Raw genomic sequence first — 25576 nt, forward strand, 5'->3', positions numbered from 1 at the left:
ATGAGCACCCACAGCAGCATCCCGCTGGTCTTCAGCGACGAGGTCGCTGAGGCTCTGCGGGTGGGCGATCCGGTCGTGGCGCTGGAGTCCAACGTCATCACCCACGGCTTGCCCTATCCCGACAACGCCGTCGCCGCCAGGAAGGTGGAGAGCGCGGTGCGCGCCGGGGGAGCTGTCCCGGCCACGATCGGCATCGACGCTGGACGCTTCATCATCGGCATGGACGACACCGCGATCGAGCGGTTCGCGTCGACCTCCGGCATCCCCAAGGTCAGCAGTAGGGACCTGCCCATCGTCCTCGCGCGCGGCGGCATGGGAGCCACGACCGTGGCTTCCTCCGTCGTCGCCGCGGAGCTGGCAGGTATCCCGTTCTTCTCCTCGGCCGGCATCGGCGGGGTGCATCGCGGGGCGGAGACGACGATGGACATTTCCTCCGACCTGATCCAGTTCACCCGATCCAAGGTGGCCGTGGTCTGCGCCGGCGCCAAGAACATCCTCGACCTGAATCTGACGATGGAGTACCTGGAGACGCAGTGCGTGCCACTGATCTCCTACCGCTCCGACGACTTCCCCGCCTTCTACTGCACCTCCAGCGGTATCCCCAGCCCGCACCGCGTCGACGACGAGGACGTCATCGCGCGCGCGGTCGAGAACCACTGGGCGGCGGGCAACAACAGCAGCGTTCTCATCACCACCCCGCCCCGCCCCGAGGACGCCGTCGACCGGGAGCAAGCCGAGGCGGCGATCGAAGAGGCGATGCTGCTCGCTGAGAAGGACGGGGTCAGGGGCAACGCGATCACCAAGTACCTGATGCGCGCAGTGGACAAGGCCACCGACGGGCGTACCGCGGAGGCCAACATGGCGGTGCTCGTCAGCACCGCCGAGGTCGGCGGCCGGCTCGCCGCCGCCCACGCCCGTTTCCGGCGCGAGACCGCCGCCGGCTAGCCCCACCTCCGCACGACCCCACAGGAGCCCCCCATGCCCACACCGGCACAGCCGGTTGCCTCGGTCGCCGCCGCCCTGGGCGGCGGCGCGCCCGGCGGCTGTTTCGGCTGCCACACCCGGCTTATGAGACGGCCTCACCGGCGAAAGGAGAGCGCGTGACTGGCGTTACGACGTCCGGCGAGCGGAAGCTGATGCTCTTCGCCGGCCGGTCACACCCGGAGTTGGCCCAAGAGATCGCCCAACAGTTGGGCACCGAGCTGGTGCCCACCAAGGCGGTCGACTTCGCCAACGGCGAGATCTACGTCCGCTACCACGAGTCGCTGCGCGGCGCCGACTGCTTTTTGATCCAGAGCCACAGCACGCCGATCAACACCTGGATCATGGAACAGTTGATCATGATCGACGCGCTGAAGCGGGCCTCGGCCCGCAGTATCACCGTGATCGTGCCGTTCTACGGCTACGCCCGCCAGGACAAAAAGCACCTGGGGCGTGAGCCGATATCGGCTCGGCTGATGGCGGATCTGATGAAGACGGCCGGCGCGGACCGCGTCGTCACGGTCGACCTGCACACCGACCAGATCGTGGGTTTCTTCGACGGCCCGGTGGATCACCTGTTCGCCCTACCGGTGTTGGCCGACTACATCGCCGACAAGACCGACCGCGACAACCTGACGGTGGTCTCGCCCGACGCGGGCCGTGTCCGCGTCGCCGACCGCTGGTGCGACCGGTTGGGTGCCCCGCTGGCCATCGTGCACAAGCGACGCTCCGCCGAGGTGGCCAACCAGGTCACCGTCCACGAGGTGGTCGGCGAGGTGCGCGATCGGCTGTGTGTGCTGGTCGACGACATGATCGACACCGGCGGCACGATCTGCGCGGCGGCTGAGGCACTGTTCGCCCACGGTGCGCGTGACGTCATCGTGACGGCCACGCACGGTGTGCTCTCCGACCCCGCGGTCGATCGGATGAAGAACTCCAGTGTCAGCGAGTTCGTCTTCACCAACACGCTGCCCACCCCCAGCGAGACGGGGCTCAACGAGGTCACGGTGCTGTCGGTGGCGCCGCTGCTCGCCCGAGCGGTGCACGAGATCTTCGAGAACGGCTCGGTGACCAACCTGCTGACCGAACTGTGACCCCACCCCCGGCCGTGCCGGCGGCGGCCCCGGCCGGGGAGCGGCGGTCATGGCCGCGGGGAACAGCGGCCGACCGCCGCTGTGCTCGGCTGTCGCACCTCGGCGACAGCCGAGCAGAACCATCCGCCCCATCACCGCGCCTCATCGACTGCTATCTCTCCATAGCCAAGGCGTTGCGCGCCCGCCAGCCTCCCCAACAGGCCAGCAGAGTGGAGCCGACCAGCAGCCACACGGCCTGCATCCAAAGCGGGAGAAGGATCAGGGCAGCGGTGACCACGGGCCAGGCCAGGACCAGCAGGGCGAACAGGCCCGCGGTGTGCCAGATCACGATTTGCAGTACAGCACTGTTGCCCAGCGGAGTGTCGTAGCCGATCCAGAGGTGGGCGGGCAGGGTGCCGCGGTAGAGGTTGACCAGCGCCGCGGCCACGGCGGCGGGGACCAGGGCGAGCGGCCCGAAGGCGGTCGCCGTCTCGGCGCCCACTACGAGCATGGCGGCGGCGAAACAGCAGACCAACACGTCCAGCACGAGCAGCGGCACCAGCCCGTGGAGCAGCCCCAGGACACCCGGTGAGTGGGGGAAGTAGCGCGCCAGGCGCGGTTCGACGGCCTCGCTGCGGGCGCCGCCCAGCAGTTGGGCGGCGGCGAGGTAGAGCAGAGTGGGAACCGCCATGGACAACACCACCGTGAAGGCGTCGCCGACATGGGGCAAAAGCCGGGGCAGTGCGACGGCGAGCAGCGCCAACAGTCCGGCGCGCGTGGTGGCGATGGGGGAGCGCGCCATGTTGAGCGCGTCGCGCCAGGCCACGGTGAGCCAGGGGCGCCGTGGCGGGGCAGCCGCGACCGGCGCGGACGCGCGCGGTGCGAGCCGCCGAAAGTGGTGTCCAGCCAACTCGCGTCGATCAGCCAGAAGCCGCTGCGCACTCCCGAGGCCGCGGCGGCGTGGGCGGACAGCAGTGGCAGAGGAAGGCAGGGCAGCAGCCGCATCGCCACCACCGCCGTAGCCGCCACCAGCCCCGCCAGCAGCAGCGCCGCCGCCTCCGGCCAAGCACCCGGCAGGCGGACCGGCCCCATCATGACCTGAGCGGCCCACCCCCACGGCCCCGACCACAGGGCCAGCACCCCGGTCGCCGGCGGCACCGACTCGCCCCAAGCGAGGGGGCCGCTGACGCCCAACATGAACAGCGCGGCGTAGTAGATCGGCCGCCACGCGCGCAGCGCCCGTTCTCCCCACGCTGTGGCCAGGGTGCCCAACGTGGCGGTGAGCGCACCCAGCAGCGCCCCGCCCAACCCTGCCCACGCCAGGGCCACCGCGAGGTTCAGCGGGAGGGGCAGCGTAGTCTGCCACAGTCCGATCACGGTGACCATCCCGGCCACCGCTCCCAGCGCCGCCCGGGTCGCGATCGAGCGCCACAGCGCCGGGACCAGCACGGCCGCCCGGTCGATCGGCAGCGTTAGTACCCAGTCGACGGTGGCCGGGTCGACCCGCACCGGCCCGCGTATCGTGGCGTCGTAGCTTCCGACCCACAGCACCAGCAAGCACATCCCGGGCAACGCGAACGGCAGGACGTCGGCCAGCGCCTGGGCCCACGGCAGCGGGATGGTCGAGATGGTCTCCACTGCCTCGCGGGCGGTCGTGACCAGCCCAGCGACGGTGAGCGCACCGACGAGGAGTACCACATACACCCGGTAGGCGAGGTCGCCCAGGTGGTTTCGCGCCCGGACGGCGCGGTGGCGGCGTAGCCGCTCCAGTACCGCTGCGGTGCGCTGGGGAAGCGACGCCGGCTCGACCTCCGAAGCGTTGCCGAGCGTCACGGCGCACCTTCCGGCTTCTCCTCGTCGCCGCCGCCCTCGCCGGCCGACTCGTCCTTCTCCTCCTCGTCGTCGGTGTCCTCGGCACCCTGGCCGGCCGTGAGCGTGACGACCCGGTCGGCCAGGGCGTCCACGAACTCGGCGTGGTGGGTGGCCAGCAGGATCGCGGAGTTCTCGCCTTTGAGCGCGTGCAGTGTCTCGCCGAGCCAGTGCCGGGCCGCGCCGTCGAGGTGGTTCTCGGGCTCGTCCAGGATCAACAGCCGCGGCCATGGCGGCAGCAGCATCACCGCGAGGGACAGCAGTTGTCGCTGTCCTTTGCTCAAGGTGCGCGGGCTCGCGTCGGCGTGATCGGCTAGCCGGCAGCGGTGCAGTGTTTCGGTCACGCGCTCTTTGGCCCGGTCGCCTAATCCGTGCCCGGCGGCGACGAGTTCCAGATGTTCCCGCACGCTGAGGTCGGGGAAGTAGGCCACATCCTCCAGCGCGAACACGGCGCGCCGGAATTCGGGGTCGGCTGGACGCGGCGCCTCCCCTAGGACCGCGATCTCGCCCTCGGTAGGGTGATCCACTCCGGCGGCCAGCCGCAGCAGCGTCGACTTACCCACCCCGTTCGCGCCCGCCAGCACCACACATTCACCCGCCTCCACCCGCAGGCTTACGGGGCCGATCACCTCCCCCGCACCGTAAGCGCGCACCACACGATCGAACAGCACGATAGAAGATTTTTGGAGGGTCACAGCAGTCCTGGGTGCTTCTCGGGGAAAGGTTTTTTATGTGGCCGGCCGCGTCTATGAAAAAAGAGGGGCGATTTCTTGGTTTTTGGCTTGGTAATCTGGCTCGGTGTTTTCAATTTCTTGCTTGATAAGAGTGGAAAAGTCTTTTGCTATGCGGATCTCTCTTTTGGACGGTTCACCACCTTCCTGTTGCCACCCAAAAGTCTCAGATGTAGAGTCCCCTAGGTTTTTCCTCTCTGGCTGAGGTTGTGCTTGCTTCGATATATTTGAAGTGTTTCTTTCCAAGAAGCTTTGTGAAGTTCCTCCTCGTCCAGGATGACGATGGGTTCCTCGTTCTCGCCGCAGATTCCGTAGATCTCTTCCGCGATTTCATCGGTGAGCAGATGGTCGTAGTGAAAGGACCCCTCGAAGCCAAGCCATGCTAGGTTTCCGCCTTTTATACACGCTTGCCTAAGACAGGACTTGAGATACTGAAGTGGGTCTGTTGGCAAGGTGTCAAAAGTAAGGTCGTATTCGAATATATTCACTCCTTGTAGAGTCTCATCTTCATCTTCTAGGTGAAATACCTTTGTCTTTTTTGGTTTGGTCCCCTTGATATCGAATTCGAGCTTCGGTGCTCTGGCTGACTCTGTGACGACAAACATACTGACCCTCGGTGTGATGCCGTCCCAGCGAAGATTTTCTAGGACTTGACTCACTCCAGACCCCATTTTTCCTTGTTTTCAGGTCCTGGTGCTACCGCCGAGATGACACGCCCTTTATAAGGTCCTTCTTTTGCGACGAACACCACAACCGTTACTCCGTCGACCTCTCCGGCGAACGCGTTGCTCGGTGTGCCTCCAATTTTCCATGAGAACTTTTTTCTTGGGTTTGTTAAAATTTTGGAGGTCTTTGCTTCGAATGTCTCTCTCTTCTGAGAAACACTTCCCTTGTTGGGGATGATTCCATCCTCGATTAGATGGCGCATCGCGTGCCCGCCTCCCTTACGCATCCCTTCGAATGCGGAGGAGACGCTCTCCTCGGAGAAATTCTCAGCACAGTCTTCCGGAGAATTATGTACGAGAAGCTCCGTTGTTCCTGCTCCGACATGGTATGTGTGAAACTCTGCGACGGTAAGGTTGTGGACGCGCTGGTTGGGCACGGTTTGGGACTCGACTGCCGAGACCTGGGCCCAGGTGCCGGCGCTGGTCTGGAGCCAGGTGCCGGGGTGGAGGTCGGCGGCGGGAACCCAGCTATCCCGGTCGGGGACCCAGAAGGGGTGGCTATGGGTTGCGGTGACCGTGCCGGTGTCGCCTTGGCCGTCGGTGACGGTGATCTCGACCAGTGTTTTCCGGCCGTCGCTGTGGATGAGGTGGGTGACCTCCCGCGGCTCCACCTTCCCCGTGGCGGGGTCGGCGGCCAGTACCCGCTGGCCGGTTTCGATGTCCTCGATCGGCGAGGTCGAGCCGTCGGCCATGAGCACCGGTGTCCCCGGCAGGAAGCTGCTGGGGGCGCAGTCGGTGCCCACCTGGGAGCGGTCGTCGTCCCGGCCCTCAGCGCGCACCGTGCCCTCGCCGGGACTCTCGTCGCGACCGCCGCGGTCACCGTCGTCGCCGGCCTTGGCGAGTTTGGACGGCAGGGACGCCCACCGCAGCGGATTGACGAAGTTGAGGCCGTTCCATAGCGCGATGGAGTCGGAACGGCCGTTGCCCGACCCGTCCTCCCCTTTGGCCTCCCAGTACTCGTCAGTGAAGATTTGATCGAGGGTCAGCGTCTTGGCCAGGTGGACCGGTGACGCCTCGGCGCGCCACAGGGCGGTCGCCCAGTAGTCGCCGAAGCGACCGGAGAGAGCGCCCAGGTAGTTACCCTCGTCCCAGCGCCGGTCGAAACGTTCGTCGTCACCGTTCCAGCGCTCGCCGAAATCATCGACCCACATGTCGACGGTCTGTTTGGTGCCTTCGACGGTCTCCTCGGCATAGTCCTGGACGTACTCCGCGGGATCGTCCCAGAAGTCGTTCCACCCTTGTTTGGTGGAGTCCCAGGCGTCGAGGGCCAAGTCCTGGCTCGTGCCACTGAACTGGTCCCACCAACTGGCCTGTGAGCCTCCAGTGTCGGAGAGCTTCGCGAAGGTGATGTCGGCCCCGCCGCTGAGATCGTTGAGCGCGGTGTCGATCACCGGATCGCTTTCACCTTCGTAGAAGGCGTTCTTGACACCGCCTCCACTGCCGCCGCCGATCGGTTCAGCGGAACCGCCCTCACCCAGGGATTGCCCCTCCTCAGGGCCAGATGAGGAGGCTGCCGTGTCAGGAGCAGTCCCCTCGCCAGGGCTGAGAGTGCGCTCCACAACACTGTCGATCGAGGAGGCGATCATCGTTGGTAACCCAAGGCCGATGAGAACCGCTGCCACCCCTGCGACCAAGACGATGACAGCGGTGTATTCGAGCAGGCTGGCGCCCCGGTCGGGATCGTGGATGCGTCGAAGCACGGTAGCTGTCCATCCGCAGGAGGGGACAGGGAATGAACGCGGCACATCGTAGCTTCACGTGACGCCACCGGTACATAGAATTATTGGCTCATAGCTTCCAAATCACTGTCGGGATATCTCAACTGTTTTCGTTATCGCTGGTCACGAGGGCGCTTGAAGAAATCACGTGATTCACGTCGCAATACGAACACCAGGGTGAGGATAGGCAGGATCAGTTGTGTCAGTCCGCTGGTGTCGCCGCTGCCCAGCACGACCAGCGACATCACGATCCGTACCGCTTGCAGTGCGACGATCGCCCAGAACAGAATCCGCCCTCCGTTACGCAGCCGCAGGCCGAAGGCCAAGGCGAAGATGCCGGGCCAGCACACCCACAGCAGGTAGGCGGTGACCGCACCGTTGAAACCGCCCACGACGAAGCCGACGATGACGGAAAGGCCGTAGAACCCGGCCGCCACGAACAGCAGAACTCGCGTGATTTTCACGGAGGCGGGAAGACGAGAGCGCACGAGAGCATCCTTGTGATCGATGGGAGGTTCGCAACGCTAACTCTAACCATCTCTTTAAAGGGAGAGATGATGGGAAAGATGACACTGGTCTCAGAGATGTTCGCCGAAACGCTGTTTGGGGTCTCACCGATATAGAGTGCACGCCACATGAGCGACAGACCCGCGGAGCTCTACCTCAGGAGCCCACGCCGCCTCAGAGAGGCGGCCCGGCAGTACCCATGCGTCTCCCTTGGTGGGCAGGGGGAGGCTAGGTTCTGTTTTTGGAAGGGGCGGCGAGAACAGGCGGTGGGGAAGTAGGTGAGCGCGTGCGCTGCCACTCCGCAGGCTGCCGAGATCGCGCAGCGATCGAGGCACGAGCGAACGAAGAATATCCCCACAGCCCCCATACCCCAGCCGTCCGAAAAACAGAACCTAGTGCTCCTGGACGCTCCTGGGAGATGAGTTACGACGGGGGCAAAGTTGCGAATTAGCCTCCTCATATCGGACACTCAACGCGATCTACCGATGTCGCTAGTGTAATCGACCCCCACATGCCGGTTTTCGTGCATCGCCCCTGCTCGCTTGACCCGAAGGCTTCGCTATGACTGACGGCCCACGTTCGCTGCCTCCCGAGGTCGACATGACCACCCCCAGCGCGGCCCGCCTCTACGACTTCTACCTGGGCGGCAAGGACAACTTCCCCGCCGACCGGCAGGCCGGCAACGATCTACTCGCCCGCATCCCCGAAGTGCGCACCATGGCCCAGGCCAACCGGCTGTGGCTGCGCCGCGTGGTGCGCTACCTGGTCGCCGAGGCCGGAGTGCGCCAGTTCATCGACATCGGCTCTGGCTTGCCCACCGCCGACAACACCCACGAGATCGCCCACCGCCACGACCCCCAAGCGCGGGTGGTCTACGTCGACCACGACCCCATCGTGCTCGCCCACGCCCGTGCCCTGCTGGCTGAGGACCCCGTCACCACCGACGTGGTCCAAGCCGACCTGCGCGAGCCCCATACGATCCTGCGGGCGCCGCAGACCCAGCGCCTCATCGACCCCGAGCAGCCGGTGGCGATCCTGCTCGTGGCCGTGCTGCACTTCCTGCGCGACCAGGACGGCCCCCACGAGATCCTGGCCCAGCTCCGCGAGGAACTGGCTCCTGGAAGTTTCCTCGCCGTCTCCCACGTCGAGAACGACACCATGCCCGAACGCGCCGAACTGCTCGAACAGCTCTACGCCGCCACCTCCTCGCCGGGACAGACCCGCGGTTACGCCGAGATCGCCGGCTTCTTCGAGGGGTTCGAGCTGGTCGATCCCGGTCTGTGCCACGTGTCCGACTGGCGCCCCGATCCCGACGAGCCCTACTACCCGCCAGAACAGGCGTGGGGCTACGGCGGGCTCGGGCGGCTCGCCCGCTAAACCCTCACTCTGGGCGACAGCCGGCACCACGCCGGCCGTTACCATCCCGGTGCGCTCCTGTACCGCCACGCTGGCCACATGCCGCGCCGACCCTACGGGAATGAGCACCCCCGGCACGGCGCCAGCCCACGCCGGGGCCAGGTTCTGTTGTTCGGACGACTGGGGCCGCGGAAGGGTTCTTCGTTGGCTCCTGCCTCGATCGCTGCGCGATCCCGCCGGCCCGCCAGACGACAGCGGAGGCGCTTACCCGCTTGCGCTCACCGCCCACCCTCGCCGCCTTTTCCGAAAACGACTTAGCCGCTCTCCCCGAAGGCGGGAAGGCCCGCGGCGGCGGTCAGCAGCGCCCGACGCCACACGTCGGTAGTCGTGTCCCCGCCGGGGCCGTGCCATGCCCGCTCCTCGGCGGCGACACGCAGCGCCACATTGAGGATGCCGGCCTGGACACGCACCTCCAGATCCTCCGATGAGCCCCCCGCCCGCTCGGCGAGGAACCGCGCGAGAACAGTCTCGGCCTCGTGGTGCACCTGCAACCACACCGCCCTGAGCCCCGGCTCGGAGTGCGTCATCCGGATCAGCTCCCACACCGACTCCTCAGCCGGGAAACCGTCCGTGTCCGGAAGTCGCGCCTGTGCCAGAAAATCGGTGAGGGCGACCTCGCGGGGACACTCCCGCAGCAGCTCGACGAAGGCGTCCAGCTTGCTCGTCAGCAGCGGGCGCACACAGCTCTCCTTACTGGGGAAGTAGCGCCACAGCGTGCGCGCCGAGATGCCCAGGACCTCGGCGATGTCCTCGCCGGTGGTGGCCGCGACCCCCCGGGTGGTGAACAGGTGGACAGCGCTGCGGGCGATCTCCAGTCGGAAGGCCGCCTTGCGCCGCTCGCTCATCGGCGGACGCCCACCCGCGTGCTGGCTTTGCCGTGGCGGCAACGGATCGGTGTGGCCGGCGGCCATGTGCGGTACCTGTCCTTCCTCTCCCCGCTGAGCTCAACACAGGGGACTTTACTGTTCCCATTATGTCAGTGAACGACATAATGTCGGTGAAAGACAGATACTTGTGGCTCGTCAGGAATCCCGTGGTCTTTGGCCTGCACTGCCACACCCCTGCTGCCCCGACGGCAGCCTTACGAAGCGGAGGACACCGTGTCCGACTCAGGTCTTACCGGCAAGAACACCATCATCACCGGAGGCGGCTCCGGAATCGGGCGAGCCGCCGCCCTGCGTTTCGCCGCGTCCGGCGCCAACGTCTTGATCGCCGACCTCAACTCCGAGACCGCCCACGCCGTGGCCGCTGAGATCAACGACGCCGGTGCGACCGCGACTGTGGTCACCGGCGACCTCAGCGCCCAAGCCGTCGTCGACGAGGTTGTCTCGACCGCCGTCGAGCGTTTCGGCGGCGTGGACGTGCTCGTCAACAACGCCGGGATCATGGATGACATGTCGGCCACGGCCGACGTGAGTGACGCTGTCTGGGAGCGGCTGATCCGCGTCAACCTGACGGCGCCGTTCCTGCTCATGCGCGCCGTCCTGCCGCACATGCTCGCCAACCAGGCGGGCGCCATCGTCAACACCGCCTCGGAGGCATCGCTGCGCGGCAGCGCCGCCGGCACCGCCTACACCGCCGCCAAGCACGGTGTCGTCGGCCTGACCAAATCCGCCGCGGTGATGTATCGCGACCAGGGCATCCGCGTCAACGCGGTCGCCCCTGGCGCCACCATCACCGGCATCACCGTCGACGCCGACCCCGAGGCCCGCGGCCCGCAGGTCGTGGGGGCTTACGGCCAGAACATGGGCCGCATGGCCCAGGCCGACGAGCTCGCCGCCGCCATCGCCTTCCTCGCCTCCGACGCCGCCAGCAACGTCAACGGCGTCATCCTGCCCGTCGACGACGGCTGGTCCGCCGTGTGAGCCCGGGGGCCAGCCACTCTCGCGCAGCCTCCCGCAGCCGTGGCCGCTCGAACAGCGACCACGGCCCCGGGTCGCGCACACAGGGGACGATTGGTCGATGGCCGCCATAACGCCCCGCGCCGATGAGATCTCCGGCGCTGCCTCCGTTTCGGGGACTCAGCCGTCAACCGTGCTGCCCTGTCGCTGATCTGCGGCCTCACTGGTGTTAGCGGCGGTCGCCAGCGCCTCCAGCAGGTCGGCGCGCGCCTCGTCGTCGCGCAACGCACCGGCCCAGGCCGTGGGCACGCTCGCGGCGTGCTCGCGCAGGTGGCAGGTGAGGAAACGATCCAACGCCGCCTCCGGGTTGGCGGCGTAGACGGCCGGATGCCGCCGCGCGTGGTCGAGCAGCATCGTCACCGTCCACCGCAGCCAGGTGTCCTCGTCCGGGGGCACCTCGGCCGTCGCCGGGCGCGCTTTCTCGACGGATTCCTTGACCGGTGCCTCGACCGGCGTCGCGTCCTCGACCACGGGCCGGTAGGGCGCTCCCCGGCTGCGGCCCCGCGCCGCCTCCAGCAGCGCGAAATGCTCCGGCAGCCGCTCGGCCAGGCGCGACAGCACCCCGCAGAGCAGCCCGGCCAACCCGCGGGCGCTCACCCCGGCCAACTCCTCGCCCAGCCGCACCCGACGCCACTGGTCGGTGGTGCGCGCCCGCGCGGCGTCGGCGCCCTCGGCGCGCTGTTCCAGTTTGCGTAGTAGGTACTCGGCTGTGGCCACCGACACCGGCGGCGCGTGGCGCCGCGTGCCCACCGAGCGCCCGGCCAGGTCGACCACCGGAACCGTCCCTGAGTCGCCGGTGTGGCCGGAGCCGTCGCTCTCCGCCATCGCGCCGGCGCGCTGCACCGGCTCGTCGGGCAGGTCGGCGGCAGGGTGGCCGAAGCCGGCGGCCAGGATCAGCGCGGCCAGTGCCTCCTGCTCCAACACCGTCGGCGCGATCGCCGAGGCCACCATCCGCTGACGCACCCAGCGCCGCGGGCGTTCGGAGAACGCGCACCGCAGCGTGCCGCCGGTCGAGACGGGGTAGACGTGGCGCAGCCGGGCGAAAGCGCGCTCGGTCTCGGCGTCGTTCAGCGCGAAAGCCAGGTGGCGCACGGCTGACATCAGAGCGCTACGCCCCTGCGCCAGGCAGTCGTGCGCCTTGGCCATGCGCGTGGCGATCCTTGTGGCGTCCCCGCCACCGTGGTCGCGGCACGGGCAGTGCTCGGCCAGCAGGGTCAACGCCGAATCGAACTGCGCGGCGTGCAGCGCACAGGACTGCAAGGACCACACCGGCTCGTGCTCCCAAGCGCCGGGGCAGTCGCGGCAGCCCGACACGGTGGTGAGGGCGCGCAGAAAGTCGACGGAGTCCAGCAGTTCAACGAATAGGCAGCACGTGCTCACGATTCTTCGCCTCCCGGAAACGGGAGCCAGGGCCCTTCCCCAGCTCTTCCGGGAAAGCGCAGATCACGAAGGATCGGAACGTATTGCCGTGTAACCCGACACACCCACGCCGACTGGCGAGAACGCCGTCATGGTGGCGCGCGTGGCCGAGAGGAAGCATAGGCGACTTTTCGTACGGACGGCAAAACCAATTCCAAGAACGGGGCGGCCGTGGCTCAGTCCTGCACTGGGCCGCGCCGGTAGCGTCGGGCCAGCCGGGCCAGGTGGGGGGCGATGTCATCAGCGGTGACCTGCGGCGGCTCCGGCGGTTCCGGACCGTCGACGCTCTCGGCTGTCCCCGTCGCTCGCTCGCCCCGTTCCTCGTGCTCCTCAGCGGTCAGTTCGTCGCCGATCTCAGCGAACCGGTGTCTGACGTAGGTCTCCAGCCAGGCCGTTCCGCCGCCCTCATCGGCGGGAGGAGGCGGCGGCTCGGATGCCGGCCGTTCGTCGTCGGGGTCCATGAGTCCCTCCTTACCGACCGTGGGACGTCGCCCGTGCCTCTCGGACAGCAGCCCCTTGCGGACACCCCTTGTGTCCCAGAGGAAACCGTGTCCCAGAGGAGGAGACGGCGCACCGCGAACCCGGGATCGCGGCGCGCTCCACCCGACCCACGACGGCAGGTCCACAGGAAGGAGACGCCCATGCGGCTGGTCAATCTGACTCCGCACGTGGTGACGATCTTCGATGCGGCGGGAGCCGTCATGCACACCCACGCCGCCGCCGAGGCGCCGGCCCGAGTCATGGTCACGCGCAGTGACGACGGAACCATCGAGGGCGTTCCCATCGTGACCGAGCACTACGGCCGTGCGGAGCTGCCCGAACCGGTCGGCGATGTTCGCTACATCGTCTCCGTGGCCGTCGCCCTGGCCCATCCGGAGCGGGCGGACCTGCTGGTGCCCACCGACCTGGTCCGTACCGAGGAGGGCACGGTGGTCGGCTGCCGGGCGCTGAGTCGCCGAGTGGCGGGCTAGTGGCCGATCAAGGCCACGGGCCTACCGATCACCCGATTTCCGCCCCGGCTCCCCGCACGGTGCGTTAGATATGAATTTCCGCAGAAACGGCACGAGAGAACAGATGATGAGCGATAGCCCCCTGCCGGATGACTCCCCTGACACCCTGGTCGCCCTGGTCGGCTCCAGCCCCACCCCTGCGCTGCTCTCGGCACTGACCTTTACTCCGGGGCACCTCGTACTGGTGCACAGCGCCCACACTGCCCGGCGGGCCAAACGTGTCGCCGAGGTTGCCAAAAAGCTGTGTCCCGAGATCGAGCGCATCGCCCCGATCGAGCCCTTCGACCTGGGCAAAGAGGTCAACGACTTCCAGACGGTGGAGGGTCGGCTCCAGGACCTCATGGAAAAGCTCGGGGAACGGCCGTGGCGACTGTGCTACACCGGCGGCACCAAGGTGATGAGCGTCAGCGCAGCCCTCTGCCACCTCGACCGGTTCCCCGACCGGCACGAATGGCGCAGCTACCTCGACGTCACCACCGACGCCCTATGGTTCACCGACGGCTCGCGCCACCCGGGCGGCGTCGCCGCCGGCTCCCTGGAAATCGAGAAGCTGGCTCATCTGCACGACGTCACGTTGCGTTCCTTGGTGGAGAGACAACAAAGGCAGCAGAATGCCTGGCGGCGCGGAGAATTGGACAAACTGCCCGAAGACGAGCAGAACGAGGCGTGGGTATACGGCCTGTTCCGCGACAGGCTGCCTGAAACTCGGGAGTGGGACGTACAGGGCAACCAGGTGATGAAGGACCCCACCAAGTCCAAGGACAATATGGGTGAGTTCGACCTCGTGGTCCGTTACAGGCACCGGGTGCTGTGCGTGGAGGTCAAGAGCAACCCCAACGGCATCTTGGACGCCGCTGGCTGGACCATTGCCAAAGCGCGCCGGGCCTTCGGCTCGGCTACCCAGGTGCTCTTCGTCCATGCCGGAGCGCCACGGCAGGTCTCTCCCCAACAGCTCAAGGACTACAACCCGGACCTGAACGGGGCGGGAGTTTTCGTGTACTCGCTCGAGGAGCTGAAGAACGACTTCCGTTACGAGCGCGATCTGAGAGAGGCGTTCTTCGATCCCAAAAAGGTGAAGAACCCTCCCCAGCCAAGCGACCTGCCCGCCTTTACGGACACCTCCACCTCTCCTCACCCTGGTGACAAGGACGGTCCGCTACTGCTGATGGGGGTGGGGGGCAGTCATCTCGCGATTCTCGCCGCTGTCCACGCGCACGCACCTTCCCATACTGTGCTGCTGCGCACCAAGCAGAGCGAGGGGGCGGGCCGCGGTGACAGCAACCTGAAACAGGCGGTTCGGCGGGCGATGTTCGCGGTCGAGAAGCCTGAGGAATTCGGCAAATGGTCTCAGCAACTTGCTGATGGCGAGTACCTTCGCTCACTCCCTCGCGGAGACCGGAAAAAGCTGAGGGGACGCGCTGATCATGAATACGGGAACCATGTGAATTTCGAAGGCACACCGGAGGAAGCCGCCAGTGTCGCGGGCTTCGCCGAACAGGGGAGCATGAAGATCGAGAAGTACCGCCCCGACGGTGCCCCAATCATTGCTGACATCACCACCGGTACCAAGGCGATGAGCTTCGGGTTGGCGCTGGCCGCCCAGGCTTATGGGGGGTGTGTCACTTACCTGTCGCCGTTCACTCGCCGTCTCTCCTGTCGCACGCACGGCACACTCGACTCGTTCGGTCCGGCCGCCGTGGATTGGCCACTGGTGCTGGATGGCTACGAACCGCTGCAAGGTCCGCTGCGGGACTGGGTCGAACCGGAGATCGCCGCACCGCGGATCGACATAGAGGCGTTGGAGTTGACCGCGGTGAAACTGTGTGAGTTGACCGGCTCCAAGCCCACCACCGTCTGGGTGGACACGACGGTGCGTGCTGGTGGTACCTCAGAAGTTTCGCGGCCCTACTGGTACTCCGCCCACCGGCGGCCCACGCTCATCGTTACCATCGCCGACCGCGCAATCGGGCTCGCCGCTCCCTCATGGTGGCGGTGGCGGTATTCCTCTTCCGAGGAAAGGTACGAGTGGAAAAGGATCAGCAAGGGGGATTGGGCGCACGCGGTGTTCGCCGCGAACGAGATGTTGAAGACGGCGTGTGGCCCAGTTGGGCGGACCTTAGCGCTGTATCGCCCTGAGGATGCGGAAGACGTAAAGCGGACCAAGGACTTGATCAAGTGGCTCTCGTGGCCCACAGACGAGCCCGACAAGAGCGCCCACAACCAAGACGGCACCGCCCGGGAGATCACCGGCCACGAGGAGAGCCACCGCCCCAAGCCGCTCTCCTGCACCCCCGAGACCCCCAAGTTCCGTGAAGAGCTTTCCAAGCACCTCACCAACCTCGGGCTGCCTCGTGTCCCAGAGAAGTAGGTAGCCGGCGGTCAGGCGTGTCCGAGAGGAGACAGCGCGCCGCCCCGCTCCGGCCCTTGACCAGCCGGTCGGTGCGAGGCAGCGACGAGCCCATCGGTGCAGCGGCGGCCTCGCCTCCGCTGACCGGTGGCTTCGATCCGCGAAGTCATGCACATTCCGCGGGAGGTCGCCCCCTGCGGGCGCACTGCCGCGCCCACCCCACAGTCAACCCCCTGAAGAGAGGACACGATGACCCCTTCGCCCCCACCGCCCGAGGAGCCAGAGTCCTGGGTGGCGGAATCCGGGGTGCTGGTCGGTGTCGACCTGCGCGGTATCCAGACGTTCGTCTACGAGGGCCATCGGCTGCTCGACGCCGTCGGCCGGGCCGCGCTGGTCGCCGACCTCACCGACACCGACCCTTGCAACGGCCACGGCATCGGTGGCCTGCTCGCCGGCGTCGACGAACACAGGGTGCTGCGCGACGCCGGCGGCGCCCTCAGTGTCGCCTTCGGTGACGCCCAGCGGGCCAAGGAGTTCACCGCCTGCTACACCCGCTGGCTGCGTGAGGTCTCCGACCAGCTCGTGCCGGTGGTGGCACACGTGGCGTTCGGCCCGGAGCAGGAGGCGCCATCACTCGCCGAGGCCCAAGAGCGGTTGAACAGGGAACTCGTCCACTCTCGGCGAGGCCCTACCCACACCCCGGTCATGGGCTACGGCGTCACCGCCCTCTGCGGCGTTACCGGTCGCCCCGCCGAAGTCCTCGACAACTCCCGCACCGACCGCTCCAACCCCAACCGCTCCCGTCCGGAGCGCGTCGCCCGCGACGTGCTCCACGCCCGCTGGCGCGGCCGCAACTGGCACGACGAGCACGCCGAGCGATGGCTGGCTCAGGCGCGGCCCGAGATCGGCGGTCAACAGCTCGGCCTGCCCCGCAGCGTCGAGCACCTGGGCCGCGAGATGGGTGACGTGAGTCGCCAGGCCGTCATCCACATCGACTTCAACGACCTGGGAGACACCCTGCGCGGGCACCGGGAGAACCTGGCCGCCGACGGCGAGGACCCGATCGCGGGTATGCGTGAGGTCTCCCAGCAGATCCACACACTGACCAGTGGGCTGGCGAAGGCGATGACCACCGCCGTCGCCGACAGCCTGTATATCGATGACGACGGTAAGCCGGTCATCACCGGCAGCGGCGCCGACGGGCGACTGCGCGCCTACACTCACCCCACCCGCGGAGTGCAGGTGCCGGTGCGGCCCATCGTGGTGGCCGGCGACGACCTCACCATCGTCTGCGATGCCCGACTGGCGTGGAGCCTCACTCGCTTCGCGCTGCACTGGCTCGACACTGTTCCCGACAGCGCCGCCGCCCCCGACGATCCCCGCCTCCCGTTCACCACTCGCCTGGACGAGCCATGGGCGCGTACGGCGCTGCTGTCCCGACACGACGGCGAGTGCCCCAAGACCGGTGTCCCCACCACGAAGGTCGGCATCGCCGTCCAGCCGGTCGGCTCCCATCTCATCGCCGCTTACCGGATTAGCGAGGAACTGTGCCGTCTCGCCAAACAACGGCGTGCCGAGGAGATCGATCCGGACAACTACTTTGACCCCAAAGCCAGTGAGCACGTGGTGGCGTGGTCGCTGGACTTCGACGCTCCCGAGCACGTGATACGGCGCTTCGAACAGCGTCATACCTCCGAGGAGGGCGAGCCGGGCGCCCAACCCATGCTCGGCACCGAGTTCGAGGAGTTCCTCGCCTACGGCTTCGACCCTCAGCAGCCGACCAGTCTGCGTGGCTCGCAGTGGGAACCTCACCGTTCCTGGCTGCTCAGCGAGTTGCCCGCGCTGCTCGACGGTGGTGCGGCGCGAGGCGCCCTGGACGCCGAACTGGCCCGCCGCGCTTCTCTCGGCTTGCCCACCGAGTTGCCTCCCTGGCCCAGGGGCAAGAGGAACGCGCTGCTGCGCGAAGCGATCGACCTGCTCGACACCCACCTCGACGTCGATCTCGCCGCGGCACCGAACGTGTCACCGGCCACTATCGAAGGGGGCGCCGCATGAGCGAGCACCCCACCCGGCTGCTCGTCACCCTCGCCTCACCCGCCCTGTTCACCGGGCCGAGCCAGACCGGAACCAACGCCGACACCGATATCGTCACCGACTCCCACGGCCTGCCCCAACTGCCGCGGCACCGGCTCAACGCGCGGCTGCGCGAAGGCGCGGTGCTGGCGGCGCGCTCCGAACACACCGACCACGCCGCCGCCCACGTGCTGACGGACGCCGCCGTCGACCTGTTCGGCAGCAAAGCCGGCCACGAGCTGCGGAACCTGCGCGTCGGCCATGCCCGGCTGCCGGAGTCGGTGCGCGCGGCCGTCGCCTGGGCCATGCGGCAGCGCGGCGGCAGCATCCCCGAGCGGTTGCGGCTGGCCCGAGCGGTCACCGAGGCCTACACCGGCTACGAGAGCGGCACCGAGGTCGACGCCGACGGCGCCCCCGTCGACGGCCGGTTGCGCACCAACCGCGCGCTGCGTTCCGGGCTGCGGCTCGAAGCCGAGCTGCGCTGGGCCGTCACCCCCACCGAGGGCTACGTGCGGTTTCTGGCCCGTGCCGTGTTGGCCACCACAACCGCCGGCGCCAGGGTCACCCGCGGGCGGGGGCGGCTCTCCGTGGCGCTGGCCCCGCCCGGCGGCAGCGACCCCGAGCAGGCCCACGCTCACACCGTGCGGCTGGCCGGTTTCACCCCCGCGGCCGACACCCCGAAAGGAGAGGGTCGATGAGTACCCTCACCGGATACCTGCCGTTGCGGTTCCTGCTCACCGGCACCGCCGTACTGCTTAAGGACTTCTCTCCACTGCACCACGAGACCGAGTCGAGCATCTCCGGGCGGACCCAGCGCGGCATGCTCGCTGCCGCACTCGGAAAACTCGGTTACGGTCACCTGATCGACGACTGGATCGCCTCCGGGAAGTACATCCGGTTCGCGCCCGCGCTGCCCCGGACGGAGGACAGTGACCGGCCTGCCACGGTCGCCGTGCCGACTCCCGCCGCGCTGCACCGGGTGAAGTCCGACGGCCGGGACGAGCACACCTTTCTCGACGTGCTGGCCGCTCCGGACGAATCCGAGCTGGGCAAGCGTATCGGCGGGTTCATCACCCCCGACCTGGAACAGCCGGTCACCGTTGCGACGCGCGTCGAGCAGTACCTCGCCGCGTCCCGCGACGGCGCCACCCCCTTGCAGGGGGTGCCGTTCCTCAACACCATGCTCGACGCCGGCCAGGTGTTCGAAGCCCGCTGGCAGTTGCGCGCCGACAGCACCGACGAGCTGGCCGACCTCGCCGACCGCATCCTGGGGGTGCTGCATGAGGCCGCCGACATCCTCGTCATCGGCACCGGCGCCACCCGCGCCCACGGCGGCGGACTGCGCATCACCCCTGTCAACGGGCGGGAGCTGCCCCTGGCCCAGAGCCGCCTCGACACGCACCGGCCCGACTGGGGCGAAGGGGAGGAACGCGACCTGGTGCTGCTGGCTCCCGCGCTGGTCACCGACGCCACCGGCGAGCCCCGCCCCGAGGCGTTGCCGCGACGGGTGCTGGAGCTGGCCCACCGGGTGCTCGGCGCGGACACCGTCGAGCTGACGGGCGACCTGGTGGACCCCCAGCGCGTGGAGGCTTACCACACCCGCTACCACAGCGCCATGGCCGCGCGCTGGACCGCCGCTGCCGGCTCGGTGGTGCGGCTGCGCGCCCATCGCCCGATCCCAGCCGAACAGGTGCGCCACCTGGAAGCCGAGACGGTGGGGCTGCGTGCGGCCGATGGCTTCGGGTGCTTCGTGGTGCTGCCCCTGCGGCCGGACAGCGGCAAAGGTCCCGGGGGAGAGGTACCGGACGGTTTGGACTGCCGTCCCGTAGCCACGTCCACCGTCCACACCGACGCCCCGGTGCTTCCCGCCGGAGTCGATCCCGAGCAGCTTTGCCCCGTCACACTGGCCGATGGCGAGACCGCGCGGGTCAGCTCGCAGTGGCCCGATGCCGTCCTGACCGGCGGCGACACCAGCCCTCACCCTGAAGTGCGGGAACTGTTCGACCGGCTGCTGTGGGCAGCCATAGCCGAGCCGGTACGCGCGCAGGCCCGCAGCCTGGTCGCCCGAACCGGTCCCGCCGACCTGCCCACCCCGAGCCTGCTCGGGCGGCTGCGCGAGGTCGCCACCCACAACCCCGCCGAACCGGCCGCCGAGACCCTCACCACGCTCGCCCGTGTCGTGGGCGGCGACGACGCCGAACCGCCATCGCCGCACAAGAAGTTCTCGCCCCCCGCTCAGCACGCGGTCGCCGCAGCCAAGGTGACGCACAAGGGCGGCTCGGTACCGCTGCGCGACTGGCTCGTCCGCGCCGCCGCCTCTGACACCGCGGCGCAGTGGTGGCAGCGCTACGGCCCCGACGCCACCTGGGAGATCGCCCAAGTCGACCTCGCCCGCGACACCGACAGCAGCCGCCCCAGCGACGCTGCTCAGGCATGGCTCGACGATCCCGCCAACCGCGCCCGGCTGGCGCGGCTGCTCATCGTCACCTGGCTCGCCGAAGCCGCCCGCCGCGCCCGCGACGACGACACCACCGGCAGCACCGGCCAGCCCGGAGAGGAGCGCCCGTGAGCACCCCCCACCCCGTCGACGCTCGGCTACGCGAGGAGTTCGTCGCCGGCAACATCCGCCAACCCAGTGTGATCTGGGAGATCACCACCCGGCTGCGGCTACTCGGCGACACCCACATCGGCGCCGCCGCCCCCACGGGGGTCCACGCCGCCGAGAGCGACGTGGACCTGCTCATCGACCGTGACCCCACCAACGGTCACCCTCGGCTGCGTGCCACCACCCTGGCCGGGCTGCTGCGCCACCACCTCGCCGACCACTTCGGCCGCGGGGACAAGGGAGCTGAGCCCGAAACGGTCGCACACCTGTTCGGCAAAGCCGACATCCGCGACGACGTCGACGCCCCCGAAGCCAAGGTCGCGATGAGCCCGCTCGACCTCGACGACGCCCACGGCGAGCTACCCGAGCACGAGCCGGTCGCGGTGCGCGTCGGCAACCGGGTGCAACCCGACAGCGGCGCCGTCGCCCCGGGCATGTTCTGGCAGACGGAGGTGCTCCCGGCCGGGACCGGGTTCGCCGTCACTCTGCGGCTGCACGTCACCGAACACGCCGACGAGGGGCGGCTGCTGGCGCTGCTCGCCCTGGCCGCCGACGGCCTGTCCGGCCCCGAGCACGCCCCCGGCATCCAGGTGGGTGCGCGCACCGGACGCGGCTTCGGCACCGTGCGCGCCGAGACGTGGCACGCCCGCCGCCACGATGTGCGCACCCCGCAGGGCTGGGCCGACTTCTTCGCCCTCACCTGGCAGCAGCGGTGGCAGCGGGCGCGCGAGGCGCTGGCCCCCGACACTGGGGCCGGTAGCGTCATCCGCTTGCGTGACTGCCTCACCAGCGCTTTGAACAGCGGTCATAACGCGGCCGCAGAGGCGGCGCGCAGCCTCGCCACGAACCTGGCCGAGTTCGGCGTCGACCAGCGGGCGCGCGACGAGCTGCGCCTGAGTCTCGCGGTCGGCGAGCGCCCCACCGCCGCGTTCCTGCCCAGCGGTGACGGCGACACCGGCGGGGACACCGCGACTCGGCCGGGCCTGCTGATGGTCGGCGACACCCCACGCACCGACGACCTCGTCCAGGTCGACCGCGCCCACCGCAAACGGCCCCGCGTCACCGACTCCGGAGAGCTCGTTTCCCAACCGCTGCTCGGCGACAGCGCCCTGTTCGCACTGTTCAAACGGATCGGGCGCCGCCTCGTGCGCGAGCTGTCCGGTCAGGCGCACCGCGACGACTGGCCGGCCGACAGCCCCGCCCGTACCTGGCACACCCGCTGGTGGGGCGGCGAGCCCGAGGACGCCGAAGCGCCGAAGCCCACCCCGGCCCGCGTGCGGCTGCGCGAGGCGCCGACGGTCAGCGGCACGGAGCTGCTGACCACCCGTAACACCATCGACGCGCTGTTCGGCGACACCGTCGACGGCCGGCTGTTCACCGACCGCGTCCACGCCGGCGGCGGTTCCCAGTTCGTGCTGGACGTGCGCGAACCCGACGACGCCCTGCGGGGACTGCTCGCGCTGATCGTGCGGGAGCTCTACACCGTGCCGATGGACAGTCTCGGCGGCGGCGCCGGCGTGGGGCATGGCCGGGTCGCGATCACCGCGGCCGAGCTGGTGCGCCACGGCCCCGGCGGCGAGCCGGTCACCGTCGATCTGCTCGCCGCGCTGGACGAGCCCGGCGGTCGGGAACGCGCACAAGTCGAGGAGTGGCTGGCCGTGCTGCGCGCGCAGGTGCGGCCCCAGCGGGAGCAGGCGCCCGACCGGCAGCGGGCCGACGAGAAGGAGAACGCGACGACATGAGTGCCGACGCGACCCCGCGCGGGGTGCGTATCACCGAACTCGACCACGACACGATCGCCGGAGTGTTCGCCGACGTGTTCGGGCAGCGGCGGCGCTGCACGGCACTCGACGCGCTCGACCCGAACGCGCAGCAGTGGCTCCTCGCCGAGCTGGGCGACACCCGCATCACCGGCGGGTGCTCCGACGGCCAGTGGCAACTGGCCTACTCCAACCCCCAAGCCGATCGGCTCTCCGGCGAGCACGGCGAAGCCTGGCGGCTGCTGGAGCTGGTGGTGTTCTCCGAGAACGCCCAGATCCGGATCGGAGAGGTGGCCGAGTTCGGCCACAGCGCCGTGGAGGACCGTGCGGAGAGCGAAGCCCTCCCGTCCTACCTCAAGCCCCGCGACCGTTCGTTCCTGCTGCTGGGAACCGAGACCAAGCCCCACCGCGACAAGGTCGCCGGCGGCCCGCCCATGACATGGGGACGCGAACCGTCCGGCTCCTGGGTGCTGCACCCGTTGCCGCACGCGGACTGGAAGGACTTCGGGGTGACGCGGCCGACGCGACAGGAACGCGAACAAGGCCGCACACCGGTCAGCCGCGGAAGTTGGCTGTGCCTCCGGGAGTACTGGGCCCAGGACGAGACCACCGGCGCGGTCCACGTGGCCTTCCACCGCCTCACCGGCTACCACGCCGGCGACAAGCCCGCCACCTCCCTGCCGACCCAAGCCCCCTCCGCACTCGACCAAGGAGACGACGAATGAGTGAGCGACGCGATGTGCCGAACCCAGGGCAGGTGGGCAAGAAGATCGCCGCGTCCAGGCAAGGGCAGCAACAGCCGCGACCGGCACCGCCGACCCAGCGGACTGGGCAATCCCGACCGCAGCGCTCCGCCGGCCCCAACCGTCCCGCCGGCCGGCAGCCCTCCGCCGGCTCGAACCAGCAGGGCGAGCGAAGGGTCGTCGACCCCGGCCCCGGCCACGACCACGGCTACCGCGCCGTGTCCCCCTACGGCCTGGTTCCGCTGTCCGAGCGGCCGATGCCCGCAGAACGTTTGCACAGTGGTCTTGACGTCTCCCAAGGTGAGCTGCTGCGCAGTCACGACCGCCGGGTTCCCGGCACCCACACCGGGTGGATCGAAGTGGACATCCGCAACCTCACCCCGCTGTTCGTCGGCGCCACCCAAGAGGAGGAGCGCGAACAGGCCGCGAGGTCTCTGACGATCGACGGCTCACCGGCCATCCCGGGGGCCTCGCTTCGAGGGATGGTCCGTAACTACCTGCGCATGTTCACCGGCGGCGAGACCGGCCCGGTCAACACTCCGCAGTTGTTCTTCCGCGCACCGGCCAGCTCACACCGAAACGATCGTGCTCGCACGGTGATGCGGGGTCTGAAAGAGCAGTACACCAAGAAGCGCCACGGTATTCCGCCCAGCCCACCGTGGCAGCCGGTGACAGCCGGGTTCCTTCGCCACGAAGCAGACGGATGGCGGATTCACCCGCTGGCACTAGACCGACCCCTACAGATTCGGTTGAGCGACTTGAAGCAGGACTTCGAGAACTGCTTCCCGGAGGATTTCCCCTCGTTCGAGCTGCCGCCTATACCCGGAGTCCAAGAGCAGGACAAGGTCGACAACTATGTACCCGGTGAGTTTCACCGCGAGTTCCAGTACCTCAAGGTGGTCGCGCTGTGTCCTGAGGTCGAAGTGAACCCCAGAAACCCGTTGTATGAGTACAACTTTCGGGCGATGGCGGTCCTGCCCGAAGGGGAGTCCATGGAGGAGGGCGACGAGGGCGACGTTCGCGAGCGTCTGCAAAAGCACTGGAGCGGGCGATTGGAGAAGGCCAGGCGGGAAGCAGAGAAACGGGGCAAGCGCGGGCCAGAGCTCCTCTTCACCAAGGAGCCCCACGAGATCGTCTCGATCCGCCAGATCCCCGCTGTCCTGGTGCTGACTGGGATCACGGGCGAGCGCAAGAACGCCTACCTGTTTCCCACTGAGGGGACCAAACCTCCGCTGCCCGTGCCCGAGTCGCTGGTGCGCATGGTCGATTCCGCCGATCAGGTCACTCAGTTCCAGCAGCGCAACTTCACCGACGAGGTCGCCGTGGGCGGCAAGGACCCGCAACGGCGCAAGCTCCGCGAAGGAACCTACGGCACGCTGGCGCGCAACGCCGACGAGCCGGTGTGGTACCAGGTCGAAGAAGGCGAGGTCGTCTCCTTCGGCCGCGCGGGAAGCTACCGGGTCGCCGTGCGGGGGCCTGAAACCAATCCCATCCGCGACGCCGTCCCCGGCGAGGTGTTCAGCCCTGAGAACACGGACAGGGAGGGCCGTGGCCGCCGGGTAGACGTGCCGCGGGCGATATTCGGCGACATCGACCTGTTCGACGAGCGGGTCCCCGCCGCGCGGGGACGGGTCTCGTTCGGCAACGCGGTGAGCACCGACAGCCCCTACGAGTTCGAGAACCCGCTGCGCGTGGAGCTGCTCAAACCGGGGCGCACCTGCTTCACGAACTATGTGCTGCAACCCGCAGGCAACAGGTGGGGCGAGGAACCTGACCTGGTTACCTGGGCGCACGAGGGGACGGTTGACCTCAACGGCTACAAGATCTACCTGCACCGCCACGACGAGCAGACGGACCGCTACGCCGAACTGCACCCCGACCAGGTGGAGCCGGGTGACACCAAACGCGACGTGCTCCCGCTACGCAGCGGCCTCACCTTCCGCGGGCGTATCACGTTCTCCAACCTCACCGACGCCGAACTCGGAGCGCTGATGCGGGTGCTGCTGCTGGACAACCCCGCCGACGGCGGCCCCGCGGCCACCCCCTCACACGCGCACCGCATAGGGATGGGCAAGACGCTGGGCATGGGCAGTGTCCATATCCGGCCGCGGCTGCACCTGGTCAACCACGAGGAGCGGCTTACCTCGCTCGACCCGCACGCCGGCATCCACGAGGCCACCGAGGGCGAGGTGCGCGGTTACCTGGACGCCTTCGACACCGCCCTGCTGTCTTGGGAGCAGGAGCAGGCCGAACTGCCCTCGAACGGCAGCAGGCCCAAGCCCGCCCCTCCGAAAGACTGGCGCTCCGTCGAACGGGTGAACGCCCTTCTGCTCGCCGCCCGGTGGCGCGACCGATTGCCATATGCGTGCACCCGTCCCATGGAACTGGACGAGTTCGCGCTCTACCCGGTGCTGCCCACCATCGTCGAACGCTTTGACCACTGCGGCACCCGTGGGTGATCCGGGCGTTTACCGGCGAGTCCTCCCGATAGGGGAGGTGGATGATCGAGTCGCGGTCGGGCAGTTGTGACTTGACAGGCACCCTGCTGGCACCGGCAGGGGCACCCCCTTCCGCCCCGACATGTGAATGGCGCGACCTCGCCGCAAGCGTTTCGGTTCGTGGCCAGGTCGGCTCCTCGCTCTTGCAGGTTTTCGAGGGGGCGGTCAGGTCAGTGCCGGCGACCCCAGGGGGTGTCGAG

General features: G+C 68.4%; 21 protein-coding genes. 12 read left to right on the forward strand and 9 right to left on the reverse strand.

The window, feature by feature from the left end; all coding sequences use genetic code 11:
- Entirely contained in the window at window positions 1-945 is a 945-nt protein-coding gene (locus tag ABD848_RS14065; RefSeq protein ID WP_344971868.1) for a pseudouridine-5'-phosphate glycosidase, read from the forward strand.
- A 155-nt stretch (window positions 946-1100) separates the two neighbouring features.
- The gene (locus ABD848_RS14070) at window positions 1101-2075 is read left to right on the forward strand and encodes a ribose-phosphate diphosphokinase (RefSeq protein WP_344971871.1); all 975 of its coding nucleotides are present in this window, start codon (window positions 1101-1103) and stop codon (window positions 2073-2075) included.
- 151 nt (window positions 2076-2226) lie between these two features.
- On the opposite strand, the gene ABD848_RS14075 is transcribed toward ABD848_RS14070, so the two are convergent.
- The 6 genes from ABD848_RS14075 to ABD848_RS14100 all read right to left on the reverse strand — a co-directional run bounded on the left by ABD848_RS14075 (window position 2227) and on the right by ABD848_RS14100 (window position 7561).
- Window positions 2227-2601 carry a hypothetical protein gene (locus tag ABD848_RS14075; RefSeq protein WP_344971873.1) on the reverse strand — a complete coding sequence of 125 codons (375 nt, stop codon included), beginning with the start codon at window positions 2599-2601 and terminating at the stop codon, window positions 2227-2229.
- Window positions 2556-3887 carry a hypothetical protein gene (locus ABD848_RS14080; RefSeq protein ID WP_344971875.1) on the reverse strand — a complete coding sequence of 444 codons (1332 nt, stop codon included), beginning with the start codon at window positions 3885-3887 and terminating at the stop codon, window positions 2556-2558. Before ABD848_RS14080 ends, ABD848_RS14075 begins: the two co-directional genes overlap by 46 nt.
- Window positions 3884-4594, reverse strand: a complete 711-nt coding sequence (locus ABD848_RS14085; protein WP_344971877.1) for an ABC transporter ATP-binding protein — start codon at window positions 4592-4594, stop codon at window positions 3884-3886. The genes ABD848_RS14080 and ABD848_RS14085 overlap by 4 nt, the downstream gene beginning before the upstream one ends.
- 242 nt (window positions 4595-4836) lie before the next feature.
- Entirely contained in the window at window positions 4837-5313 is a 477-nt protein-coding gene (locus ABD848_RS14090) for a hypothetical protein (RefSeq protein WP_344971879.1), read from the reverse strand.
- Window positions 5310-7079 (reverse strand): polymorphic toxin-type HINT domain-containing protein, encoded by a 1770-nt coding sequence (locus ABD848_RS14095; RefSeq protein ID WP_344971881.1) that lies wholly within the window; start codon window positions 7077-7079, stop codon window positions 5310-5312. The genes ABD848_RS14090 and ABD848_RS14095 overlap by 4 nt, the downstream gene beginning before the upstream one ends.
- Before the next feature lie 131 nt (window positions 7080-7210).
- The gene (locus tag ABD848_RS14100; protein ID WP_344971883.1) at window positions 7211-7561 is read right to left on the reverse strand and encodes a hypothetical protein; all 351 of its coding nucleotides are present in this window, start codon (window positions 7559-7561) and stop codon (window positions 7211-7213) included.
- A 604-nt stretch (window positions 7562-8165) separates the two neighbouring features.
- On the opposite strand from ABD848_RS14100, the gene ABD848_RS14105 reads away from it, so the two are divergent.
- Entirely contained in the window at window positions 8166-8981 is an 816-nt protein-coding gene (locus tag ABD848_RS14105; RefSeq protein WP_344971885.1) for an SAM-dependent methyltransferase, read from the forward strand.
- Window positions 8982-9274: 293 nt separating this feature from the next.
- Here the strand turns inward: ABD848_RS14105 and ABD848_RS14110 are convergent, their stop codons facing one another.
- A complete protein-coding gene (locus tag ABD848_RS14110) occupies window positions 9275-9931 on the reverse strand; it encodes a TetR/AcrR family transcriptional regulator (protein ID WP_344971887.1) in 657 nt (218 codons plus the stop codon).
- 189 nt (window positions 9932-10120) lie between these two features.
- Between ABD848_RS14110 and ABD848_RS14115 the strand changes: the two genes are divergently transcribed.
- The gene (locus ABD848_RS14115; RefSeq protein WP_344971889.1) at window positions 10121-10885 is read left to right on the forward strand and encodes an SDR family NAD(P)-dependent oxidoreductase; all 765 of its coding nucleotides are present in this window, start codon (window positions 10121-10123) and stop codon (window positions 10883-10885) included.
- A 156-nt stretch (window positions 10886-11041) separates the two neighbouring features.
- Here the strand turns inward: ABD848_RS14115 and ABD848_RS14120 are convergent, their stop codons facing one another.
- On the reverse strand, window positions 11042-12301 hold the full coding sequence (locus ABD848_RS14120) for a hypothetical protein (protein WP_344971893.1): 1260 nt from the start codon (window positions 12299-12301) through the stop codon (window positions 11042-11044).
- Between the two features lie 215 nt (window positions 12302-12516).
- The gene (locus ABD848_RS14125) at window positions 12517-12801 is read right to left on the reverse strand and encodes a hypothetical protein (RefSeq protein WP_344971896.1); all 285 of its coding nucleotides are present in this window, start codon (window positions 12799-12801) and stop codon (window positions 12517-12519) included.
- Window positions 12802-12981: 180 nt separating this feature from the next.
- Between ABD848_RS14125 and ABD848_RS14130 the strand changes: the two genes are divergently transcribed.
- The 8 genes from ABD848_RS14130 to ABD848_RS14165 all read left to right on the forward strand — a co-directional run bounded on the left by ABD848_RS14130 (window position 12982) and on the right by ABD848_RS14165 (window position 25337).
- A complete protein-coding gene (locus ABD848_RS14130; RefSeq protein ID WP_344971900.1) occupies window positions 12982-13311 on the forward strand; it encodes a hypothetical protein in 330 nt (109 codons plus the stop codon).
- Window positions 13312-13417: 106 nt separating this feature from the next.
- A complete protein-coding gene (locus ABD848_RS14135) occupies window positions 13418-15718 on the forward strand; it encodes a PDDEXK family nuclease (RefSeq protein WP_344971901.1) in 2301 nt (766 codons plus the stop codon).
- A 228-nt stretch (window positions 15719-15946) separates the two neighbouring features.
- The gene (locus tag ABD848_RS14140; protein ID WP_344971903.1) at window positions 15947-17752 is read left to right on the forward strand and encodes a hypothetical protein; all 1806 of its coding nucleotides are present in this window, start codon (window positions 15947-15949) and stop codon (window positions 17750-17752) included.
- Window positions 17749-18468, forward strand: coding sequence for a hypothetical protein (locus tag ABD848_RS14145; protein WP_344971905.1), 720 nt, complete (start codon window positions 17749-17751; stop codon window positions 18466-18468). The genes ABD848_RS14140 and ABD848_RS14145 overlap by 4 nt, the downstream gene beginning before the upstream one ends.
- Complete coding sequence (locus tag ABD848_RS14150) at window positions 18465-20339, forward strand: hypothetical protein (RefSeq protein WP_344971907.1); 1875 nt, start codon at window positions 18465-18467, stop codon at window positions 20337-20339. Before ABD848_RS14145 ends, ABD848_RS14150 begins: the two co-directional genes overlap by 4 nt.
- Window positions 20336-22117, forward strand: a complete 1782-nt coding sequence (locus ABD848_RS14155; RefSeq protein ID WP_344971909.1) for an RAMP superfamily CRISPR-associated protein — start codon at window positions 20336-20338, stop codon at window positions 22115-22117. The genes ABD848_RS14150 and ABD848_RS14155 overlap by 4 nt, the downstream gene beginning before the upstream one ends.
- Window positions 22114-22860 carry a hypothetical protein gene (locus ABD848_RS14160; RefSeq protein WP_344971911.1) on the forward strand — a complete coding sequence of 249 codons (747 nt, stop codon included), beginning with the start codon at window positions 22114-22116 and terminating at the stop codon, window positions 22858-22860. The genes ABD848_RS14155 and ABD848_RS14160 overlap by 4 nt, the downstream gene beginning before the upstream one ends.
- Complete coding sequence (locus ABD848_RS14165) at window positions 22857-25337, forward strand: TIGR03986 family type III CRISPR-associated RAMP protein (RefSeq protein ID WP_344971913.1); 2481 nt, start codon at window positions 22857-22859, stop codon at window positions 25335-25337. Before ABD848_RS14160 ends, ABD848_RS14165 begins: the two co-directional genes overlap by 4 nt.
- Window positions 25338-25576: the final 239 nt, after the last annotated feature.

The sequence above is a fragment of the Salinactinospora qingdaonensis genome, assembly GCF_039539445.1.
Lineage (GTDB): Bacteria > Actinomycetota > Actinomycetes > Streptosporangiales > Streptosporangiaceae > Salinactinospora > Salinactinospora qingdaonensis.

Bases quoted from the DNA above. Each gene is read 5' to 3' on its own strand.
- ABD848_RS14165 (WP_344971913.1), top strand. From the start codon at position 22,857: ATGAGTGAGCGACGCGATGTGCCGAACCCAGGGCAGGTGGGCAAGAAG.
- ABD848_RS14110 (WP_344971887.1), bottom strand. From the start codon at position 9,931: ATGGCCGCCGGCCACACCGATCCGTTGCCGCCACGGCAAAGCCAGCAC.
- ABD848_RS14065 (WP_344971868.1), top strand. From the start codon at position 1: ATGAGCACCCACAGCAGCATCCCGCTGGTCTTCAGCGACGAGGTCGCT.
- ABD848_RS14145 (WP_344971905.1), top strand. From the start codon at position 17,749: ATGAGCGAGCACCCCACCCGGCTGCTCGTCACCCTCGCCTCACCCGCC.
- ABD848_RS14130 (WP_344971900.1), top strand. From the start codon at position 12,982: ATGCGGCTGGTCAATCTGACTCCGCACGTGGTGACGATCTTCGATGCG.
- ABD848_RS14105 (WP_344971885.1), top strand. From the start codon at position 8,166: ATGACTGACGGCCCACGTTCGCTGCCTCCCGAGGTCGACATGACCACC.
- ABD848_RS14135 (WP_344971901.1), top strand. From the start codon at position 13,418: ATGAGCGATAGCCCCCTGCCGGATGACTCCCCTGACACCCTGGTCGCC.
- ABD848_RS14140 (WP_344971903.1), top strand. From the start codon at position 15,947: ATGACCCCTTCGCCCCCACCGCCCGAGGAGCCAGAGTCCTGGGTGGCG.
- ABD848_RS14150 (WP_344971907.1), top strand. From the start codon at position 18,465: ATGAGTACCCTCACCGGATACCTGCCGTTGCGGTTCCTGCTCACCGGC.
- ABD848_RS14125 (WP_344971896.1), bottom strand. From the start codon at position 12,801: ATGGACCCCGACGACGAACGGCCGGCATCCGAGCCGCCGCCTCCTCCC.
- ABD848_RS14160 (WP_344971911.1), top strand. From the start codon at position 22,114: ATGAGTGCCGACGCGACCCCGCGCGGGGTGCGTATCACCGAACTCGAC.